Origin of the sequence: Roseicyclus mahoneyensis (assembly GCF_003148775.1) — a bacterium.
GTDB lineage: Bacteria > Pseudomonadota > Alphaproteobacteria > Rhodobacterales > Rhodobacteraceae > Roseicyclus > Roseicyclus mahoneyensis.
In genome coordinates this window covers 41,463-59,734 of sequence record NZ_QGGW01000011.1, presented here as the reverse complement: position 1 = coordinate 59,734, position 18,272 = coordinate 41,463, and the positions used below count along the sequence as shown (strand labels likewise).

Annotated in this window: 23 protein-coding genes; 9 read left to right on the top strand and 14 right to left on the bottom strand. The window is 64.1% G+C overall.

Annotated features, from left to right (window positions below; genetic code table 11):
• Positions 1 to 51: 51 nt before the first annotated feature.
• Positions 52 to 408 (bottom strand): hypothetical protein, encoded by a 357-nt coding sequence (locus tag C7455_RS17485; protein WP_245904404.1) that lies wholly within the window; start codon positions 406 to 408, stop codon positions 52 to 54.
• 78 nt (positions 409 to 486) lie between these two features.
• Here C7455_RS17485 and C7455_RS17480 point away from each other — a divergent pair, with 78 nt between their 5' ends.
• Entirely contained in the window at positions 487 to 747 is a 261-nt protein-coding gene (locus C7455_RS17480; RefSeq protein ID WP_109670426.1) for a metal-sensing transcriptional repressor, read from the top strand.
• Between the two features lie 8 nt (positions 748 to 755).
• Positions 756 to 2,060 carry an MFS transporter gene (locus tag C7455_RS17475; RefSeq protein WP_245904403.1) on the top strand — a complete coding sequence of 435 codons (1,305 nt, stop codon included), beginning with the start codon at positions 756 to 758 and terminating at the stop codon, positions 2,058 to 2,060.
• A 55-nt stretch (positions 2,061 to 2,115) separates the two neighbouring features.
• On the opposite strand, the gene rsgA is transcribed toward C7455_RS17475, so the two are convergent.
• Positions 2,116 to 3,150, bottom strand: a complete 1,035-nt coding sequence (gene rsgA, locus C7455_RS17470) for a ribosome small subunit-dependent GTPase A (protein ID WP_109670422.1) — start codon at positions 3,148 to 3,150, stop codon at positions 2,116 to 2,118.
• A gap of 280 nt (positions 3,151 to 3,430) precedes the next feature.
• Here rsgA and C7455_RS17465 point away from each other — a divergent pair, with 280 nt between their 5' ends.
• Positions 3,431 to 3,976, top strand: coding sequence for a YaeQ family protein (locus tag C7455_RS17465; protein WP_109670420.1), 546 nt, complete (start codon positions 3,431 to 3,433; stop codon positions 3,974 to 3,976).
• A gap of 261 nt (positions 3,977 to 4,237) precedes the next feature.
• On the opposite strand, the gene C7455_RS17460 is transcribed toward C7455_RS17465, so the two are convergent.
• The 10 genes from C7455_RS17460 to C7455_RS17430 all read right to left on the bottom strand — a co-directional run bounded on the left by C7455_RS17460 (position 4,238) and on the right by C7455_RS17430 (position 10,021).
• Positions 4,238 to 5,266: a threonine aldolase family protein gene (locus C7455_RS17460; RefSeq protein ID WP_109670478.1), complete on the bottom strand. Its 1,029-nt coding sequence runs from the start codon at positions 5,264 to 5,266 to the stop codon at positions 4,238 to 4,240.
• A 279-nt stretch (positions 5,267 to 5,545) separates the two neighbouring features.
• On the bottom strand, positions 5,546 to 5,668 hold the full coding sequence (locus tag C7455_RS20630; protein ID WP_281269423.1) for a hypothetical protein: 123 nt from the start codon (positions 5,666 to 5,668) through the stop codon (positions 5,546 to 5,548).
• 3 nt (positions 5,669 to 5,671) lie between these two features.
• Complete coding sequence (locus C7455_RS19980) at positions 5,672 to 5,878, bottom strand: hypothetical protein (protein ID WP_146200038.1); 207 nt, start codon at positions 5,876 to 5,878, stop codon at positions 5,672 to 5,674.
• The gene (locus tag C7455_RS17455) at positions 5,856 to 6,248 is read right to left on the bottom strand and encodes a metallophosphoesterase (RefSeq protein ID WP_170119131.1); all 393 of its coding nucleotides are present in this window, start codon (positions 6,246 to 6,248) and stop codon (positions 5,856 to 5,858) included. Before C7455_RS17455 ends, C7455_RS19980 begins: the two co-directional genes overlap by 23 nt.
• A gap of 249 nt (positions 6,249 to 6,497) precedes the next feature.
• Positions 6,498 to 7,337 (bottom strand): metallophosphoesterase, encoded by an 840-nt coding sequence (locus tag C7455_RS17450; protein ID WP_109670417.1) that lies wholly within the window; start codon positions 7,335 to 7,337, stop codon positions 6,498 to 6,500.
• A gap of 381 nt (positions 7,338 to 7,718) precedes the next feature.
• On the bottom strand, positions 7,719 to 7,916 hold the full coding sequence (locus tag C7455_RS20505) for a metallophosphoesterase family protein (RefSeq protein ID WP_245904401.1): 198 nt from the start codon (positions 7,914 to 7,916) through the stop codon (positions 7,719 to 7,721).
• The gene (locus C7455_RS17440) at positions 7,916 to 8,230 is read right to left on the bottom strand and encodes a hypothetical protein (RefSeq protein WP_109670415.1); all 315 of its coding nucleotides are present in this window, start codon (positions 8,228 to 8,230) and stop codon (positions 7,916 to 7,918) included. Before C7455_RS17440 ends, C7455_RS20505 begins: the two co-directional genes overlap by 1 nt.
• Before the next feature lie 170 nt (positions 8,231 to 8,400).
• A complete protein-coding gene (locus C7455_RS20230) occupies positions 8,401 to 8,538 on the bottom strand; it encodes a hypothetical protein (RefSeq protein WP_170119130.1) in 138 nt (45 codons plus the stop codon).
• Between the two features lie 158 nt (positions 8,539 to 8,696).
• Entirely contained in the window at positions 8,697 to 9,188 is a 492-nt protein-coding gene (locus C7455_RS17435) for a hypothetical protein (RefSeq protein ID WP_109670413.1), read from the bottom strand.
• A 521-nt stretch (positions 9,189 to 9,709) separates the two neighbouring features.
• On the bottom strand, positions 9,710 to 10,021 hold the full coding sequence (locus C7455_RS17430) for an ETC complex I subunit (RefSeq protein WP_109670476.1): 312 nt from the start codon (positions 10,019 to 10,021) through the stop codon (positions 9,710 to 9,712).
• A gap of 350 nt (positions 10,022 to 10,371) precedes the next feature.
• Here C7455_RS17430 and uvrB point away from each other — a divergent pair, with 350 nt between their 5' ends.
• From uvrB to C7455_RS17420, 3 genes are all read left to right on the top strand, one after another.
• The gene (gene uvrB / locus C7455_RS17425; RefSeq protein WP_109670411.1) at positions 10,372 to 12,564 is read left to right on the top strand and encodes an excinuclease ABC subunit UvrB; all 2,193 of its coding nucleotides are present in this window, start codon (positions 10,372 to 10,374) and stop codon (positions 12,562 to 12,564) included.
• Positions 12,565 to 12,596: 32 nt separating this feature from the next.
• A complete protein-coding gene (locus tag C7455_RS20225; protein WP_170119129.1) occupies positions 12,597 to 13,286 on the top strand; it encodes a hypothetical protein in 690 nt (229 codons plus the stop codon).
• A 242-nt stretch (positions 13,287 to 13,528) separates the two neighbouring features.
• Complete coding sequence (locus C7455_RS17420; protein ID WP_109670409.1) at positions 13,529 to 13,870, top strand: hypothetical protein; 342 nt, start codon at positions 13,529 to 13,531, stop codon at positions 13,868 to 13,870.
• On the opposite strand, the gene C7455_RS17415 is transcribed toward C7455_RS17420, so the two are convergent.
• Entirely contained in the window at positions 13,867 to 14,466 is a 600-nt protein-coding gene (locus C7455_RS17415) for a rhodanese-like domain-containing protein (RefSeq protein ID WP_109670474.1), read from the bottom strand. The genes C7455_RS17420 and C7455_RS17415 overlap by 4 nt on opposite strands.
• A 128-nt stretch (positions 14,467 to 14,594) precedes the next feature.
• Here C7455_RS17415 and C7455_RS17410 point away from each other — a divergent pair, with 128 nt between their 5' ends.
• The 3 genes from C7455_RS17410 to C7455_RS17400 all read left to right on the top strand — a co-directional run bounded on the left by C7455_RS17410 (position 14,595) and on the right by C7455_RS17400 (position 16,716).
• Positions 14,595 to 15,032, top strand: coding sequence for a hypothetical protein (locus C7455_RS17410; RefSeq protein WP_109670407.1), 438 nt, complete (start codon positions 14,595 to 14,597; stop codon positions 15,030 to 15,032).
• Between the two features lie 116 nt (positions 15,033 to 15,148).
• On the top strand, positions 15,149 to 16,069 hold the full coding sequence (locus tag C7455_RS17405; RefSeq protein ID WP_109670405.1) for a ring-cleaving dioxygenase: 921 nt from the start codon (positions 15,149 to 15,151) through the stop codon (positions 16,067 to 16,069).
• On the top strand, positions 16,066 to 16,716 hold the full coding sequence (locus tag C7455_RS17400; protein WP_109670403.1) for an alpha/beta hydrolase: 651 nt from the start codon (positions 16,066 to 16,068) through the stop codon (positions 16,714 to 16,716). Before C7455_RS17405 ends, C7455_RS17400 begins: the two co-directional genes overlap by 4 nt.
• Here C7455_RS17400 and C7455_RS17395 read toward each other — a convergent pair.
• Positions 16,713 to 18,272 (bottom strand): polyamine aminopropyltransferase, encoded by a 1,560-nt coding sequence (locus tag C7455_RS17395; protein ID WP_109670401.1) that lies wholly within the window; start codon positions 18,270 to 18,272, stop codon positions 16,713 to 16,715. The two genes, C7455_RS17400 and C7455_RS17395, sit on opposite strands and share 4 nt — an antisense overlap.

Genomic DNA, 18,272 nt, shown 5'->3' with positions numbered 1-18,272 from the left:
TCCGTTCGTGGTGTGACTGATCGATGAAGCCGCGCGGTGGCGCGGGACCGATCAGGCACGCGGAGGTCGTTCGATCCGGAAGATGCGGTTTGGGCCGGTCTGCGACGCCCGCAGGCGCCAGGCGTCCGGTGTGGCGGGCCATGCGCCTGCAGAGGCGGGGGCCACGGCAAGGGCCGGGCTGTGATCGTGGTCGATCGCGTCGTGGCTATGCCCGTGCAGCGCCGATAGCAGGTCTTCCGCGAAGCCGTGCGAATGGCCGTGGTCGGCGATCATCTGCGCGTGTTCGGTCAGCGTCTCGACGATGCGCGGCACATGCGACAGGCTGGGCAGCATCGACCAGACCACCAGCGACAGGCACAGAAGTGCCGTCGTGATCCGCCCGATGAATATCTGCCCTGTCCGCGTCACGAAAGCCTGCCCGAAACCCTTGCGGCACGCCTGCGGTGCCGTCTTGTTCTATCCTCCCCGGGGGGATATCTTGTATCTATGTCAGAACCCCATCTGCACGCAACCCACCCCGCCCTCATTGCCCGGCTGAAACGCGCCGACGGGCATCTGCGCGCGGTGATCGAGATGATCGAGGCAGGCAAACCCTGTCTTGAAATCGCGCAGCAGCTTCACGCCGTAGAAAAGGCCGTGGTGAATGCCAAGCGCGCGCTGATCCATGACCACATGGACCACTGCCTCGACACCGAGCATTCGGCCGAAGACCGCGCGGAGCTCAAGACCATCGCCCGGTATCTTTGAGGTCCTCCATGCTCGGCACCCTGCGCAACCCCACCTTCCGCCATCTCTTCGCCGCCCAGATCGTGGCGCTTCTGGGCACGGGGCTTGCCACCGTCGCGCTCGGCCTTCTGGCCTGGCAACTGGCGGGCGACAATGCGGGGGCGGTGCTGGGCACGGCGCTGGCGATCAAGATGGTGGCCTATGTCACGCTGGCGCCCGTCGCCGCGGCCATCGCCGAACGTCTGCCGCGGCGCGCCTTTCTGGTCGCGCTGGACCTGATCCGGGCCGGCGTGATCGCCTTTCTGCCCTTCGTCGATCAGGTCTGGCATGTCTATGTGCTGATCTTCGCGCTGCAGGCCGCCTCGGCCGGGTTCACCCCGGCGTTCCAAGCGGTGATCCCCGACGTGCTAAAGGACGAGGGCGACTACACCAACGCCCTGTCGCTCCTGCGGCTGTCCGAGGATCTTGAGCAGCTCGCCTCCCCGATCCTCGCGGCGCTGCTCCTGACAATTGTCAGCTTTCCGGTGCTGTTCGCAGGAACGGTCCTGGGTTTTGTCGCCTCGGCGGCCCTCGTCGTCACCGCCCGCCTGCCCGCACGGGCGCCGACGGAGCCCGGCCATTTCTGGCGCGATGTGACCAAGGGTATCCGCATCTACACCCGCACGCCCCGCCTGCGGGGGCTGATGGTGATGGAGGCCGCGGTCGCCGCTGCGGGCGCGATGGTCTATGTGAACACGGTTGTGCTGGTGAAGGCACGCCTGGGCCTCGGCGAAGACGCCGTGGCCTGGGCTTTTGCGGGCTTCGGCGCGGGCTCGATGCTGGCAGCCGTCCTTCTGCCCCGTATCCTCGATCGGCTGCGTGACCGGCCGGTGATGATCGGCGGTGCGGTATTGATGGTCGCGGGCGTGGCACTGGTGCCGCTGGTGGGCCACCTTGCCGCGCTGATCGCGCTTTGGGCGGTTCTCGGCTTCGGCTTCTCCCTCACCCAGACGCCCATCGGCCGGATCGTCAACCGCTCTGCCCACGAGGCCGACCGGGGCGCGGTCTTCGCCGCCCAATTCGCCCTCTCGCACGCCTGCTGGCTGGTCACCTATCCGCTGGCAGGCTGGATCGGCGCCACGGCGGGGCTGTCGGCGGCCTCGCTCGCCCTAGCCGTTATCGGCGCGGCGGGTTTGGTCGCGGTCTTGCGCCTCTGGCCCGCCAACGACCCGGACGCCTTCGCGCATAGCCATGACACCCTGCCGTTCGACCATCCGCATCTGATGGGCGAGAGGCACCATACGCACAGGTTTGTCGTGGACGACGAGCACCCAAGGTGGGCCTCCCAGCTCTGACCCTTGGGGTTCTGACCAGCGCCGTGCGCGTGACCGCTAATGGGCCGAAAATGCCTCAGCGGCCTTGGCTCGGCATCTTCACAATCCGTTTGCCCCGGGGACCTGTCCGGACGGCGGTGTTGTTTCGATTTTCTTCGGAAAGCTTGCGCCATCGGTCAAGGCGCGCTGAGTCGAGCGTTCCGGCCTCAACGGCAGCTCTCACCGCGCAGCCGGGTTCGCAGGCATGCGTGCAGTCCCGGAAGCGGCAGCGTGGGGCGAGGTCGACGATCTCCGCAAACAGTTCGTCAAGCCCGGCCGAGACGTCGCCGACTGCAAGCGAGCGCATGCCGGGCGTGTCGATCACCCAGCCTCCGGTCACGGTCGCATGGAGCGAGCGCGCCGTCGTCGTGTGACGGCCCTTCGCGTCTGCCTCACGCACGGGTCCCGTGGCCTGTGCGTGCTCGGCCGACCGGCCCGCGAGCGTATTGAACAGCGTGGACTTGCCCACGCCCGACGACCCGACGAGGGCGACTGTCCGGCCAGCGCCGCACCAGGGCGCCAGCGTCAGCGCCGCTTCGGGCGTCTTTGCGTTCAGCGTTACCACGGCCAGCCCGCGTTGAAGGGCTTGTGTCTGCCGTAGGTATCCTTCGGCATCGGTCGTCCGGTCGATCTTGGTCAAGACCACCACCGGGGTCGTTCCCGCCTCGTTCGCAAGCGCCAGATACCGTTCGAGCCGGGCCGGGCTGAATTCGTCGTTGCAAGATGTGACGATGAAGAGCGTGTCCACGTTCGCCGCGATCAGTTGAGGGACCCGCTCGCCCCCGCCGGGCCGCTGGAGCAGGGTCCGCCTGTCCAGCCGGCGGAAAAGAAAATCGGTCTCCGGGTCCACCAGAACCCAATCGCCGACGGCAAAGCCCGCGGTCTGCGTCCCGTCGGTCAAACGCAAACGGACGACGCCGGATGGGGATCGGGCGGTCAGCCTCGTCCGGTGGACCGTCGCGATGCGCATCCGTAGAAGTTGGGCTTCGTCGGGCGCCAGCTGGTCCTCGAAATAGGGGCACCAGCCGAGGGCGACCTCCGATGCCGGGGGCTGCTCGGGAAAATGGCTCATGCGTGCGGTCATGGTCGCAGCGCGGGGAGGACTCAAGCCCATTCACGGGCTGCATGCCGCCGGTGGCGAAAAATACGTCCCCGCGGCGCCTTTGCCGGTGCCGCCGGGGCACGCGGTCCAGAGGGAGGAAACCCCGACGCATCGTGCATGTCGATCACGGCGGCTTCCATCGATCAGGGATGTGTCGGGGCGGCCTCTGGTCCTCGGGCGGCCCCATATTGTCTTTCCAAGGATCGACGGACCGGTTAGGCCTTCCCTTCTTTTGAGGTTTGGGCAAACCATGGCGCAGAATGCTACCATCTATAAGATCGAGCTGTCAGTCGCCGACATGGACCGCCACTACTACGAGACCCACAAGCTGACCGTGGCCAAACACCCCTCCGAGACGGAGGAACGGCTGATGCTGCGGCTCGTGGCCTTTGCTCTGAATGCGCACGAGCATCTGGAAATGACCAAGGGATTGTCGACGGACGACGAGCCCGACATCTGGCAAAAAAGCCTGAGCGGCGACATCGATCTGTGGGTGGCGCTTGGCCTTCCGAGCGAGAAAGTCATTCGGAAATCCTGCAGCAAGGCCGCGAAGGTGGTCGTCTACGCCTACGGCGGCAGGGTTGCGCAGGCCTGGTGGGACAAGGTCGGAACCGGCACCGCACGTTTCAACAATCTCGAGGTGATCGCCATCTCCGAAACGGAAGCGGCCGCCCTGACGCAGCTCGCCCGCCGCGCGATGAAGCTTCAGGTGAATATCAAGGACGGCGACGTGATGATCAGCGTCGACGAGACTGTCGTCTACCTCACGCCCGAGCCATGGAAGGGCGCGGCATAGGGGTGCGTCGACGGTCGAGACATCAACCGGGGTGCCCAAGGCGCAATCGGCCGATTCCGTCGCGCCAGTTTTGCCATGGCGCAACATGCGTAGCAGCGTGGATCACCGCCGACACCGGCCGCCGTCCGTTCGGGTTCTTGGACAGCGAGGGCGGGGAGCGGCCCGTGAGGTTGCGGCGTTGCAATCGCAGCAAATGATCAAGTGCGGTCACTCGCAAAGTACCTTCGCCCGTTGGCATTGAGCACAGATTGACCATATTGTTCAGCTTTGACGCCGAACTGCTGCCAACCCTGCTATCAAGGCGTCCGCGTCTACAGGGCCTACATCAAGATGTGTCACGATACGGATGCGTCTGTGCCCGACAACGGTGACGGTCACGTTCTTTTCCCGCAACAGCCTGGATGTTTCACGAGCGTCCGGCCCCTGTTGATCAAGATCAGCGATTATGATGTTCGTCTCAATCGGCAACACACGCGCGATGATCGGAAGGTCCAAAAGGCGCGCGCCTATGGATTGCGCGAGCGCATGATCTTCAGCCAGCCGTTCGACATGGTGATCAAGCGCGTACAGACACATTGCGGTCAAGACCCCAGTCTGGCGCATCGCACCACCCCAGCGCCGTTTGAGAAGCCACGCATTTTCAACGAAGTCGGCTGATCCCGCAAGTACGGCCCCAACCGGGCAGCCGAGCCCTTTGGTAAACGCGATCCACGCGCTGTCGAATCCGCGCGCATACGCGGCCGCGGGAACACCGGTTGCAACCTGGGCATTCAGCAATCGCGCGCCATCCAGATGTGTCGCGAGGCCCGCCGCTTTTGCGACCGCGGCGACACTGTTTAACTGTTCCAGAGGCCAGATCGCCCCGCCCGCAAGGTTTGCGGTTTGTTCAGCCACCAGCAGGCGACTGCGTGGGGCGTGCGCAGACCGCGGGCGGATTGCACTGGCCAGCTGTTGTTGCGTCAGCATTCCGCGTTCGCAGTCAATCGGGTGCATCATCACACCCGAAAGCGCGGCGGGTCCGCCACTTTCAGCGAAGATGATGTGACTTTCTCGAGTACAAATCACCTCGTCACCCGGGCGGGTATGCACTGCGATCGCAATCTCGTTGCACATCGTGCCGGACGGCAGGAAAACTGCCGTCTCCATTCCAAGCATATCAGCCACCCGCTCACACAGTTCCAGCGTTGCCGGGTCTGCATCGTGCCTTTCATCACCCAGCGGAGTGTCAAGGGCGGCCTCGCGCATGGCCCGCGTCGGCCGAGACTGTGTGTCGGAATAGAAATCGTGCATTGAGCCTGCCATTTCGGTGAGTGGAAACCTTACCCAACAGCTTTGCCATGGGCAGTGTCGACAGTAATGCCACATAGTGTCGGAGCGAAGATGAAACACCTTTATTTATCAATCCGTCGCGCTGCCGGCAAAGCACCACCCCCACCCCGGAGAACGCTTGTGCAATCGAGGCGGCCCAAAATGGGCGGTCCGTTTTTCGGGGATGCTATGCAAAGTTCAGGTTCGTCTGAGCACCAATATGTCTGCGTCAACCCGCACGGATAGTCTTTCAAGACTGTCCTAGGTGTTCAGTCCCGGCATCTGGTGGATCGGGTCGCCAATGTCCGTATCCATGTTGGCCGGATCCACGATGGACGAGCCGAGACCGCGCGCCGTTTCGGCGAGATAGCTGGAAAAAGGCATGTCTTACACCTCGGGCCACCCATCCGGTTCGGGGAGCATCGTGCCGATGATGTCACCGGCAGCGACGGAAGCGGTTTCCCGTGCGAAGCGTTCGGCTAGACCGATTGTCGGATCCGTTGCGAGCCTCAGATGGACAGATGCGGCGGCCTGCATCTGCGTTATAGCTTCCCGAGCACAAAAAAGCCGTTCACGGCGATCGGCGAGGCTCATCTCCGCGTTCAAGGCGAACATCCAAGGCGCGGCTGCCACGAGTGGGTCGGTACCCACCCCATAGCGTTCCTTGGGCGTAATGCGCGCCCGCGGTGGTCACGATCCGCGCGAGGCGGTCCTCTCCGTCAAGGACTTGGTCATAAAAACAGTGATTGCCCGGGAAGACCTGGAGCCGGTCGAGGGGGATGTGCCGGCCAATCTGCTCGAGCGCGGGCGCCAGCCGGACTTTGGGCTTGTCGACCACGTCGCCCGAGAGGATCACCATGTCGAATTGGCCGAACCAGCCGGGTGGCATGAGCGCCAGAGGATCGCGGCGCGCTGCGGCCCACCTGTCGTGGTGAAGATCGGCAACGACGAGGAGCCGGGGCATTACGGAGTTTCCCCTCAACAAGCAGGCGCAGCGGTTGGATCCTGCCATCGACGATGACCTTGATCGGGTCAGCGAAAGACGCGTCGTAAATGTCGGCGAAATGAACATCGGCCTTTATGCCTTCCTCATCGGCAGGATCCTTGTTGACCGCCGTGCCAATCCGCCTTGCAAAAACCAGCCGATCCCCTAGCTCGTCAAGGCGCGGCTGGACGGGCAGCAAAGCCGGCGCGCGCAATCCTTCGATCCCCGTCATCGCAGCACCTGGGCAAGCATCGTCACCTCATCGAAGGACCCGCGCGTCCATTCGGACGGATAGCCGATCGAGACGCAGCGGACGTCGGTCTTGCCGACCGTGGCCTGACAGCGCCTGTGCGAATGTCCGAAGAGCCAATAGTCGGGCTGTGTCTCGAGGATCAGGTCGTCGAGATCGGAATGAAAGGCGGCGGTCAGGCTGTCGATCGCGCCGGCCGCCGTTGCGCGGCTTGGCCCATGATGGGTGACAACAAGGGTCACCCCCTCGGCGCCCGCGAAATGCGGGCTGCAGAGCTGGTCCTCAAGCCAGGCGCGATGGTCGAGATGCACGCGGATAACATCCTCGGGCAGGATCTGCCGGTTGTGGCCCGCGATGGTGCCAAGGGACCGGCTTGTCGTGATCTGGTGGTAATCGTTCAACCCTTGCCGCGCGGCGCGCGCATCGAGCTCCGGGGTGCCGTTGAGCGCGAAATCCGTCCAGAGCGTGCAGCAGAAGATCCGGACCTTGCCGATGCGGATCTCTTCCTTCTGCGCAAAGCGCATCCCGGCCCGCCTCGCGATACGCCGCAGTTCGTCATCCCCGTCGAAGCTGAAGCGGTAGTAGTCGTGGTTGCCGGGAATGATCACGACATTCTCGGGAGGGACGTAATCCACGATATCGCGCAGGGCCATGGGCCAGTTCCACATCGGATGGTTGGCGATATCCCCGGCAATGATCAGGAGGTCCGGCGCGTTGTCCAGAATCCACGGTCCAAGGCCAGTTTCCTCGAGAACCCTCGTACCAAGGCGCCCCCACGTGTCGGCATGAAGGTCGCCAAGGACAAGGATGCGGGGCATGCGGCCAGCGATTTGATCAGTAATTTCAGGTCACTCCTCGGTTCGACGGTGCTCCAGAGCGGGTTGACGGGGAGGGTGGCCGCCCGACGCTTGATCTCGGCGATGCCGACGTGCCGGAACTCCCAGACATCCACGCAGACATTCACGCTGTTGCGCGTGCCCGGGCAGTTGTTGTGGACATGACCGAAGAGCTGCAAGGCCCCGTGCCGCGCGCCCGGGGAAGGTTACCATCGGGTAATGGCACAGCGTCAGCGCCGTCTCCCCGGCGACGATCTCGACCAGATCATGGACACTGCTCCAGCCCGACATCTGCGTCATCCAGGTTCTGTCGTGGTTGCCACGGACGAGGTGCTTGCGCCCCGGGATCGAGGATAGATAGCCCTAGAACCGGGCTGCCCTGTCGGGTCCCCCGAAGGCGAAATCCCCGATCACCCAGAGATCGTCGTCCGGCGTCATCGCGGCCTGCATCCGGGTCAGGATATGGCTGTCCATCTCCGCGATCGAGGCCAAGGGGCGGTTGCAGAAGTCGATGATGCGGGCGTGCCCGAAATGCGGGTCGGCGGTGAAGAGATGGGCCATTACTGGGTCTCCTCGAACAGGGGGTGCGCTGCGACCAGCAAGGTCAGTTGCGCCCGCAGGAAGGTGTCGACCGCGACCGGGTCGGGGTTGAAGGTGCCGCGCGGCGTATCGAGATGGACCAGCGGGCTGGTCACGATCGCCTCATTGTCGGCGAAGTCGGGGCTGCCTTGCACCACGCCAGCCAGCGCCAGACTGCCGTTCCACAGGATCGTGAAGGACCAGTCCCGCAGGAGCGGGCTGGCCGAGATCTCGTTCGGCGATGGTCCCGCCAGCACGGCGGCGGCAGCGTCGGTCATCTTCTTGTTGAAGGTCATTTGTAGGATCTCCTTTATGAAAATCGGGTGGTGCGGCCATTGCCGGTCCATCCTGTGTGGTCGGTGATGCCCGGTCCCGGACTGCCGAAGCCCGCGAACATCACCGCGGCCCCTGTCTCGGCGAATATGATCGGCGACCGCCGTGATCGTGGCTTGGTTGCGCCACGGCGTCAGTTCAGCGAGGGGAGTTCTCCCAATGCTTCCAGATCGTCGATGATCCGCAGGATGCCGCGCAGGCAGAGGTCGATGTGGCCGTCAGGCATGGCCTTCATGAGGGCGCTCACGACCACCAGAGCACCGCTTTCCATCCCGCGCTTGCGGATCTGGCGCTCGGCGAATTCGAACAGCTCGCGAGGATGGTCTCCACCACGCGCCCCGGCGTTGACCGGCCCCAGTTCCGCGTCGATCCGGCCAGCCGGAACCCGTCACTGCCCGAGCCGATGTCGATCGAGACCTCGGGCACCTTTCATAACCGCGCGAGGCTCCGCGCCAGATGCGTCTTGCCGATCGAGGGCGGCCCGTCGAGTTGGATCGGCCGGAACCGCAGACCATGACCCTGTGCCGCGGCCCGTCGCATGTCGCGCCAGATGTGTTCGGTGGCCTGCCGCATCCACGGCATCTCTGCCAACAGGTCCACCGCAATCTCGTCGGCACGATGCTCGGTCGCGGGGCCGCAAAGCGTGATGCCCTCGAACACGGCGCTCAGCTGCTCCCAGTCCTCTTTCCTGAGGTTGGGGTTCTTCTGTGCCTTGCGCTGCGCTTCGTGCAGCCTGCGGGCGCGGCGGCCGATGCGGTCCCAGTCAGGTCGGGAAACGGGGTCGAGCATGGCTTCCGCATCATCATCGGCGGCCTTGCGGCGCCTCAGATCGGCGAGGAACCGACCGAGGCGTTTCTCGATCTCGTTCGTCGGAGTAGGTTGCCGTCGCAGGCCGGGGGCGAAGTCGAAGGGTTTGGGCATGAGATGTCCGTTGCGCCGCCAAGGCTTTGCCTCGCGCGCTTTCGTGGGTGTGCTGGATCAAGAGGTTGGACGCGCGCTCAGCGCGGCTGCGATCCGGCTATCGACCGGAGGCGTGCGACGACGCTTGGCGTATTTGCCAGCGCCGCGAACACGCGCGGGGGCACCTTTTTCGAAGGGAACAGGGGACATCATGGAAGACAGTCTCGGGCAGCGGGGAGCCATGACCCGGACCTTGGTCCGAGTCGCGATCGTCAGATAGACGTGCCTATGAGCTGATTACGACCCATGCGGCGAGGAGGCGCGCGGCACTGGCGGCTGTCAACGGTGCTTTTTTACAATCTGGTGGATGGTGGGCTGCAGCTTCACGGACGCCAGACTGCGAAACATCATTCGGCTCGCCGTCCTATTGGAGATCTACATCCTGTAGAACTGGCAGTAAGCAACACTGCATATAGCCGAGGCAAGCGTTCCGCGAAATCCTTGGCCCGATTCCGAGACAACTTTGCCCCGATTTACAGCCCTCAGTGGGTCCAGGCGCCGCGGCGGTTGGTGGCGAAATTCTCGCCATAGCCGCCTGCACGGATGTTGGGTTTGCGGGTTTTGGGCTTGAGCACCAGCGCGTCAAGGCCTTGCGCCTTGGCATAATCCTGCGCTGCCTCCAACGTGTCGAAACGCAAGCGCACCTGAGAGTTCATATCCGACGACGAGGTCCAGCCCATCAACGGATCGACCTCGCGCGCTGACGCCGGGGCGAATTCCAGAACCCAGTGGTCGGTCTTCGCCGTGCCCGAGGACATCGCTGTTTTCGCAGGCTTGTAGATGCGGGCGCGCATGGGGATCCATCCGATGGTCATGTCTGGTTCTTATATGGAAAAGACCCGGCCACTTGTCCACCACCCAAGCTGTCGCGGGTTGGAGGTGACCCAAGCACAGAGGGTTGCCGACCGGGCCCGAGGGAGCGAGGGGTGGGTGGGTGGTTCGACCCCGGCCGGCAACCGCATCTGCTGCTTGCACGGAAAAGCTACGACAACCCTACCGGCCATTGCAACGAAATTTTCGCCTTAAAGTTGTAAAAATTGTCGCGGTTTTCGCAAGCTTGCGTTAACCAATTCGCGCCTCCGGACCGGCGGGGTTGAACCTTGTCCCGATAAGGTCAATTTGCTGGGGATGACGGAGGCCACCGATGCACAACAACTCCCCCCAGCAGATGCCTGATACCGGCCTTTCGGTCGATATCGTACGTTCCCGCCCAAAGCTGGAAGGCGGTCGGCGCTTTGTCTTGCATACGGAATTCGAGCCCGCCGGTGACCAGCCCAAGGCCATCGTGGAGCTGTCGAAGGGCCTGATCGCAGGCGAACAAAATCAGGTTCTGCTCGGCGCGACAGGCACCGGCAAGACCTTCACCATGGCCAAGGTCATCGAGGAAACGCAGCGCCCCGCCATCATCCTTGCGCCCAACAAGACGCTGGCCGCGCAACTTTACGGCGAGTTCAAGGGGTTTTTCCCGGAGAACGCGGTCGAATATTTCGTCAGCTACTACGACTACTACCAGCCCGAGGCCTATGTCGCGCGGTCCGACACCTATATCGAGAAGGAATCCCAGATCAACGAACAGATCGACCGGATGCGCCATTCGGCGACCCGGGCGCTTCTGGAACGCGACGACGTCATCATCGTGGCCTCGGTGTCGTGCATCTACGGCATCGGCTCGGTCGAAACCTACGGCGCGATGACCCAGGATCTGTTCACGGGCCGCGAGTATGACCAGCGCAAGGTGATGGCCGATCTGGTGGCGCAGCAATACCGCCGCAACGATCAGGCCTTCCAGCGCGGATCGTTCCGCGTGCGGGGCGACAGCCTCGAGGTCTGGCCAGCCCACCTTGACGACCGGGCGTGGCGCCTGTCCTTCTTTGGCGAGGAGCTGGAGAGCATCACCGAATTCGACCCTCTGACCGGCCACAAGACCGACACCTTCGAGAAGGTGCGGCTCTACGCCAATTCGCATTACGTGACGCCGCGCCCGACGATGCAGCAGGCGATCAAGGGCATCAAGGCGGAGCTCAGACAGCGCCTCGACCAGCTGGTGGGCGAGGGCAAGCTGTTGGAAGCGCAGCGGCTGGAACAGCGCACCAATTTCGATCTGGAAATGCTGGAGGCGACCGGCGTCTGCAACGGGATCGAGAATTATTCCCGTTACCTGACCGGCCGCGCGCCCGGTGAGCCGCCCCCTACCCTGTTCGAATACATCCCCGACAATGCCATCGTCTTTGCCGACGAGAGCCACGTAAGCGTGCCCCAGATCGGCGGTATGTATCGCGGCGACTACCGGCGCAAATTCACGCTGGCTGAACACGGGTTCCGCCTGCCGTCCTGCATGGACAACCGGCCGCTGAAGTTCGAGGAATGGGACGCGATGCGCCCGCAATCGGTTTTCGTCTCGGCCACCCCCTCGGCGTGGGAACTGGACCAGGCGGGCGGCGTTTTCACCGAACAGGTGATCCGCCCCACCGGCCTTCTGGACCCGATGGTCGAGATCCGGCCCGTCGAGATGCAGGTCGACGACCTGCTCGACGAGATCCGCAAGGTCGCGGCAAACGGCATGCGCATTCTGGTGACGACGCTGACCAAACGCATGGCCGAGGATCTGACCGAATACCTGCACGAACAGGGCATCCGCGTGCGCTACATGCACAGCGACATCGACACGATCGAGCGGATCGAGATCCTGCGCGACCTGCGGCTGGGGGCCTTTGACGTGCTGATCGGCATCAACCTGCTGCGCGAAGGGCTCGACATTCCCGAATGTGGCCTTGTGGCGATCCTCGATGCGGACAAGGAGGGCTTCCTGCGGTCCGAGACCTCGCTGATCCAGACTATCGGGCGCGCCGCGCGCAACGAACAGGGCCGCGTGATCATGTATGCCGACCGTATCACCGGCTCGATGGAGCGGGCGCTACGGGAAACCGACCGGCGGCGGGCGAAACAGATCGCCTACAATATCGAACACGGGATAACCCCCGCGACCGTCAAGAAGAACGTCGAGGACATTCTGGCCGGCCTCTACAAGGGCGACGTGGACATGAACCGCGTCACCGCCAAGGTCGACAAGCCGATGGTGGGCGCCAATCTGGCGGCGCATCTGGACGGGCTGCGCACCCAGATGCGCAAGGCCGCCGAGAACCTCGAGTTCGAGGAGGCGGCGCGGCTGCGCGACGAGGTCAAGCGGCTGGAGGCGGTGGAGCTTGCCGTGGCCGACGACCCGCTGGCGCGCCAATCGGCGGTCGAGGAGGCGGTGGAGGGCGCGGTGAAGATGGCCGGACGCAGCACGGCGGGGCGGCCGGGGCAGCGGGGCGGGAAGGCGCGGCGGGGGAGATAAACAACACATCCGTTATAGGGAAACAGAAATAATTGCCAAACATTTACACTGATAAACCATTTATGATGGGGAATGCTCTCGAGAAGCTTGGAAGTGACGCTCGCCGCCTTCAAGCCCCACTTTATGAGCGGTGGGTAGAAACCTATGCGACGCTATCAGAATTTAGACAGGACGAATCTCGAGCATTCAGTGGACATCTAGATGCAAACATTGACTTGATTCTCCGAACCTTGGAAGATGAGCAATTGGAATTCCAAGCGAAAGCTGGCGCACACCGCGATGGCGGCGCGTTATTTCTTCAAGTTTCCCTCTCACAAGGTTGGCTTCTCGCCACATACGAGCTGCTTCGGACAACGTGCGACCACATACATTGCGTGCACCCCAAAGAAGACAAAGATCTGGCTATAGTTTCATGCTTGGGATGCCGTGTAAGAACTGTGAAGAAGCATTTTTCCCTCGTTCGGATTTCATTAGCCAAGTTTGAACCCGAAGGTTTTCAAAAGAGAGACTCACCACCCTCGCACATAAAGATTGAGGACCATGAGTCAGAAACTCAGGTTGCCCAGATATATCCAGGGCACGGCAGATACCACCCTGAACTCGTCTTTGAAAACAATTCAGGCAGCATTGGATGGAAATTATTTGATAAAAAGAGTGGATTGGGGCGGACAATAAGTCGTCGATGGCTTTCCGACTTATTTCTTTCCTTGACCAGCGATTAAGGGAAAACGAGTTTGTATTGGCGCGGCGGCGCCCGCGCGTCGGCCGTAGGCCACTATGCACGCTTGGGTAATTCGCTCGAAAAATGACAGCGTATGGACTGCCAACCCTAGAACCCTACAGACCGTACGTCAGCCCGACACTCCTCCCCCAAAGGTAAGGCTTCCCACCATTGCCCACCGACGCACCCTCACCCACCCTACCCCCATTATCAGGGGGCCTGCGCAGCATCGCAGGGACAGTCATGCAAAGCATTTTCTACGGCTTCGGCTTCATCGCCGTCACCGCGATGGTCGTCATCGCGGGGGACTTCTTTCTCAAACTCGCCGCCGACCGCGGCCTCACCGCGATCTCCTCGCTCGTTGCCATCGGCATCGTGCTCTATGCCGTCTCCGCCGTGCTCTGGTTCGCGGCCATGCGGCACATCACGTTGGGACAGGCAGGCGTCGCCTATTCCATGCTCACGCTGATCGCGCTGGCGGTGATCGGGGCCACGGTTTTCGGCGAAAAGCTGGGCGCGCGCGAATGCGCGGGCATCGGCTGCGCGCTGACGGCCATGGTCTTGATGGTGCGGGTGGGCGGTTAACCCCCCGCACCGCCCGGCACCACGGTCAGGCCCAACCCCTGCCAGTTCTGCATGCCGCCACGGTAGTAGCTGATGTTCTCGGCCGGGAAACCCGCTTCGATCATGTTGCGCGCCGCCGTGGGCGACTGGCCGCACCACGGCCCGTTGCAGAACAAGACCACCTGCATCAGATCGCCCTCACAGATGAAGCCGTCGAAATCGACTTCGCATCCCAGTTCGTCCAGACGGTCGGCAGCCTCGTTATAGGGCACGGAGACCGCTCCGGGGATCGTGCCTGCCTCGAACTCGGGGCGGATACGGCCGTCGATCACGACCGTGTTGGCGTCTTGCAGCGCGGCGATCACCTCAAGCTCGCCCACGGGCGTGACGCCGGGCGCTGGCACCATCGGCTGGATGCAGAAGTTCGGACAGGGCCGCGAGGTCAGCGTCCAGTCGCCGGACAGGCGGTTGGCATTGTCTTGATTGCGCAAGATCTCGACCGGGCCCGAAGGCGTGGGCACGGTCGCCGACATCATGTCAGGGGTCAGGCCGACCGGGTCGGCCAGCGCCGCGCCGGGCAGCGCGATGAGGGCGAAAGCAAAAGCTGTGATACGCATGGGGTCCTCCGTGGTCTCCTCCGGCGACAGGGTCTTCCTGATGATGGGCATAGTCAACCTCTGGTTGGGTGCGCGGTGCGCGACACCGCACCCCTTTTCACCGCCGCCCGGGGCGCTACCCTTCCGACATGCGTTTGCACCTTGCCGCCCTGCTATCCCTGACCCTCGCCACGACCGCCCATGGCTGGCAGGCGGGCCACGACGGCGCAATCTGCACGCTGACCCATAGCGAGGACGGCGTCGAGGTGCGCCTGACCCATGACCCGGGCCCGCCGCTTTGGACGATCGCGGTCAGGGGGCCCGAGCCATGGCCCGAGGCCCCGAGTTTTGCCATCGCTTTCCTTGGTGGGGCAGAGCTGACCATCAGCACCGACCGCCACACCCTGTCGGCGGATGGTCGCACGATCAATGTCGCGGACCGCGGTTTCGGCAATGTGCTGGCGGGTCTCTCGGGCAATGCGCACGCGGTCTTTCGCGCAGGCGGGGCCGAACTGTCGGTGTCGCTCGAAGGGGCCGCGCCCGAAGTGGCGGCCTTCGAGGCCTGCGGGAGCATGCCCAGCGTCTGAGCCGTGCATTCCGGCACAGACGCCCTGTGGCCATGTGCATTGGCACGCGCCGCGTTCAGCACCATCTCGTCACTCGAACGGGGGCCCTGCCCCCACCCTATTCGGGAGATCACACCATGACCCGCACCATTCCGGGCCTGCACCATGTCACGGCCATTTCCGGCCCGCCGCAAGACAACCTTGCCTTCTACACCGGCACGTTGCGCCAGCGGCTGGTGAAAAAGACCGTCAACTTCGACGATCCGGGCACCTATCACCTGTATTACGGCGACCAGGGCGCCAACTCTGGCACGATCCTGACATTCTTTCCCTTCGTCAACGCCGGCCGCGGCCGCGCGGGCCCCGGCATGGCATCCGCCTATGCCTATGCCGTGCCCAAGGGCGGGTTCGACGGCTGGATGGAGCAGTTGGCCGAAGACGCCATCGACTTCGACGGCCCGACCGAGCGGTTCGGACACCGCATCCTCACGCTGCGCGACCCTGACGGCGCGCCGGTGGAACTGGTCGAGACCGACCGGGACAGCGATCAGCCGCTGGACGGGTTCCATTCCGTCACGCTCTGGGAACGCGACATAGCGCCGACCGCGCGGCTACTGACCGAGGTCTTCGGCTACGCCGAAGCGGGCCACGAGACCGCGGGCGGGGTGGAGCGGTTGCGGCTGGTGGCACCGGGCGACGCGCGGGGGGCCGTCATCGACCTGATGCGGTCCGACGCGCCCTCCATCGGGCGGCAAGGGGCGGGCAGCATCCACCATGTCGCCTTTCGCGCCGAAAGCGATGAAGTGCAGCGCGACTGGCACGAGCGGCTGGCCGTCGCCGGCCACCCGACCACGCCCGTGATCGACCGGCAGTATTTCAACGCGATCTATTTCCGCGAGCCGGGCGGCGTGCTGTTCGAGATCGCAACCGACCCGCCGGGCTTCGCCGTCGACGAGGACCCGGCCCATCTGGGCGAGGCGCTCAAGCTGCCCGCGAAATACGAGGCGCACCGCGCCCGGATCGAACAGATCCTTCCGCCGCTGAAGGTGACAGCATGACCCGGCTCATGCGCGCAGGCGCAGGCGGTGCCACGGCCCGGATGGGGCTGGTGCTGCTGCACGGGCGAGGTGCGGGGGCCGAGGATATCCTCGGTCTCGGCGCGGCGCTTGGGCTGCCCGATGTGGCGATGATCGCCCCCGAAGCGCCGGGGCGCAGCTGGTGGCCAAGCTCCTTCCTTGCGCCGATGGGCGGCATGGCCCCTCATGTGACGCGCGGACTGGCCGCGGTGGATGAAGCGATCGCAACACTTGAGGCCGAGGGGCTGACCCGCGACCGCATCGCGCTGGCCGGCTTCAGCCAGGGTGGCTGCCTTGCGCTGGAATACGGCGCGCGGCGGGGCGGTCTGGCGGGCATTTTCGGCCTGTCGGCGGGGCTTGTCGGCACGTCGGATGCCATGGGCGGACCGGACCCGGCGCTTTACGGGGCCACGCCAAAGCGGCTCAACTACGACACCGATCTGACCAGCCTGCCCGTGACGATCACCGTGCATGAACGCGATCCGCATATCCCGCTCAAGCGTGCGCAGGACAGCGCCGACGCATTTCGGGCGCTGGGGGCGTCGGTGCGCCTGCACGTGGCGCCCGGCGCGGGTCATGCGGTGACCGAGACGGGCATCACCGACATGCGGGCGATCCTGAACAGCTAGCGGAACCAGAAATCCCAGCCGCGCTGGTACTCCGCAACGAGCGGATGCCCCTGGATCGAGTTCACCTCGACCTGGCGCGGCCCCTGATCGGCGCCAAAGGCCTGCGCGGCGCGCCAGACCGCCAAGGTCAGGTGGCGCAGACCATCGGGGAGGGTCGGGTCGCGGGCCTCGTCGGGCATCAGGGGCGCGGCCATCACAAAGCCCCAGTCGCCGAAACTGGGCACGTAGAGGTGGTAGGGCAGCGTGCCGAGCGTGCCGCCGGGCCGCCCGGGATTGCGGGTGGCGGCCAGCGTCGCCTCGATCGTCCAGAAGGCACCGGGCGAGAAGGTGGGCGATCCGGCTTGCGTCACGATGATCCCCTGCGCGCTCAGGCGTTCGACCATCATGGCGTAGAACTCGATGGAGTAGAGCTTGGACAGGGCAATGGATTTCGGGTCGGGCAGGTCGGCGATTATGACGTCAAAGATATCATCTGCTTCGGCCAGCCAGGCCCATGCATCGGCGTTCACGATCTCGACACGCGGATCGTTCAGCGCGTCACCGTTCAGCGCCGTCAGGTCGGGCATGGTCGAAAACAGGTCCGTCACGCGCGGGTCCAGATCGACCAGTACCACCCGCTCCACACCGTCGTGGCGCAGCACTTCGCGCACCGCCATCCCATCGCCGCCGCCCAGCACCAGAACTTGGCTCCGGCGCGGAGCAAGACCCATCGCGGGATGCACCAGCGCCTCGTGATAGCGGTGTTCATCAAGGCTGTCGAACTGGATCGAATGGTCGAGGAACAGGCGATAGCGATCATCGAAGCGGGTCAGGATGATGGACTGGTAGGGCGTGGTTTCCGACAAGATCACCTCGTCCTGAAACAGGCGCGCATCGACCACAGACACCAGCCGCTCGGCCCCGAAGAGTGCCAGCAGCGTGGCCAGCAGGAAGGCGCCCCATGGCGCCCAATAACCTTGTGGCAGCCGATCGCGGAACAGCCATATGGAGAACCCCGCGACCAACAGGTTCAGCGCGCCGAAGGCAAGCGACGCCGCCATCAACGACAGGTTGGGAATGATGAGCAGCGGAAAGGCGAGCGAGGCGGCAAGTGCGCCGATGTAATCGGCGGTCAGCACGTTCTCGAACCGGAACTCGGCCGCGCCGATCTCCTTCATCACGCGGGAGATCAGGGGAATTTCCATCCCCGACAGGATGCCGATTGCGATCAGCCCGCCATAAAGCGGCAGACCAACCGCGCCATACCAAGCATAGGAAAAGAACAGCAGTGGCCCAAGCGCGCCGCCGATCACGCCCAGCGCCAGTTGCGCCCGGATGAAACCCTGCAGCGCATCGCCCACATAGCGCGAGACATAGGCGCCGATGCCCATGGCGCTCAGGAAGACGCCGATGACGAAGCTGAACTGCCGGATGCTGTCGCCCAGCAGGTAGCTGGCGATGGTGGCCGCGATCAATTCATAGATCAGCCCCGCGACAGCGACGACAAAGGTCGCCGCCAGAAGCCAGGCGACCTTGGGCGTGACATCGGCGGGGGCCTTGGGCCCCGCGTCGCTCAA

Bases quoted from the DNA above. Each gene is read 5' to 3' on its own strand.
- C7455_RS20505 (WP_245904401.1), bottom strand. From the start codon at position 7,916: ATGGCCCATCTCTTCACCGCCGACCCGCATTTCGGGCACGCCCGCATC.
- uvrB (WP_109670411.1), top strand. From the start codon at position 10,372: ATGCACAACAACTCCCCCCAGCAGATGCCTGATACCGGCCTTTCGGTC.
- C7455_RS17400 (WP_109670403.1), top strand. From the start codon at position 16,066: ATGACCCGGCTCATGCGCGCAGGCGCAGGCGGTGCCACGGCCCGGATG.
- C7455_RS17455 (WP_170119131.1), bottom strand. From the start codon at position 6,248: ATGCCCCGGCTCCTCGTCGTTGCCGATCTTCACCACGACAGGTGGGCC.
- C7455_RS17460 (WP_109670478.1), bottom strand. From the start codon at position 5,266: ATGCACGATTTCTATTCCGACACACAGTCTCGGCCGACGCGGGCCATG.
- C7455_RS20230 (WP_170119130.1), bottom strand. From the start codon at position 8,538: ATGGAAAGCGGTGCTCTGGTGGTCGTGAGCGCCCTCATGAAGGCCATG.
- C7455_RS17435 (WP_109670413.1), bottom strand. From the start codon at position 9,188: ATGCCCAAACCCTTCGACTTCGCCCCCGGCCTGCGACGGCAACCTACT.
- C7455_RS17420 (WP_109670409.1), top strand. From the start codon at position 13,529: ATGCAAAGCATTTTCTACGGCTTCGGCTTCATCGCCGTCACCGCGATG.
- C7455_RS17430 (WP_109670476.1), bottom strand. From the start codon at position 10,021: ATGCGCGCCCGCATCTACAAGCCTGCGAAAACAGCGATGTCCTCGGGC.
- C7455_RS17410 (WP_109670407.1), top strand. From the start codon at position 14,595: ATGCGTTTGCACCTTGCCGCCCTGCTATCCCTGACCCTCGCCACGACC.
- C7455_RS17450 (WP_109670417.1), bottom strand. From the start codon at position 7,337: ATGCCCCGCATCCTTGTCCTTGGCGACCTTCATGCCGACACGTGGGGG.
- C7455_RS17480 (WP_109670426.1), top strand. From the start codon at position 487: ATGTCAGAACCCCATCTGCACGCAACCCACCCCGCCCTCATTGCCCGG.
- rsgA (WP_109670422.1), bottom strand. From the start codon at position 3,150: ATGAGCCATTTTCCCGAGCAGCCCCCGGCATCGGAGGTCGCCCTCGGC.
- C7455_RS17440 (WP_109670415.1), bottom strand. From the start codon at position 8,230: ATGACCTTCAACAAGAAGATGACCGACGCTGCCGCCGCCGTGCTGGCG.
- C7455_RS17415 (WP_109670474.1), bottom strand. From the start codon at position 14,466: ATGCGTATCACAGCTTTTGCTTTCGCCCTCATCGCGCTGCCCGGCGCG.
- C7455_RS17465 (WP_109670420.1), top strand. From the start codon at position 3,431: ATGGCGCAGAATGCTACCATCTATAAGATCGAGCTGTCAGTCGCCGAC.
- C7455_RS17475 (WP_245904403.1), top strand. From the start codon at position 756: ATGCTCGGCACCCTGCGCAACCCCACCTTCCGCCATCTCTTCGCCGCC.
- C7455_RS20630 (WP_281269423.1), bottom strand. From the start codon at position 5,668: ATGCCTTTTTCCAGCTATCTCGCCGAAACGGCGCGCGGTCTCGGCTCG.
- C7455_RS19980 (WP_146200038.1), bottom strand. From the start codon at position 5,878: ATGAGCCTCGCCGATCGCCGTGAACGGCTTTTTTGTGCTCGGGAAGCT.
- C7455_RS17405 (WP_109670405.1), top strand. From the start codon at position 15,149: ATGACCCGCACCATTCCGGGCCTGCACCATGTCACGGCCATTTCCGGC.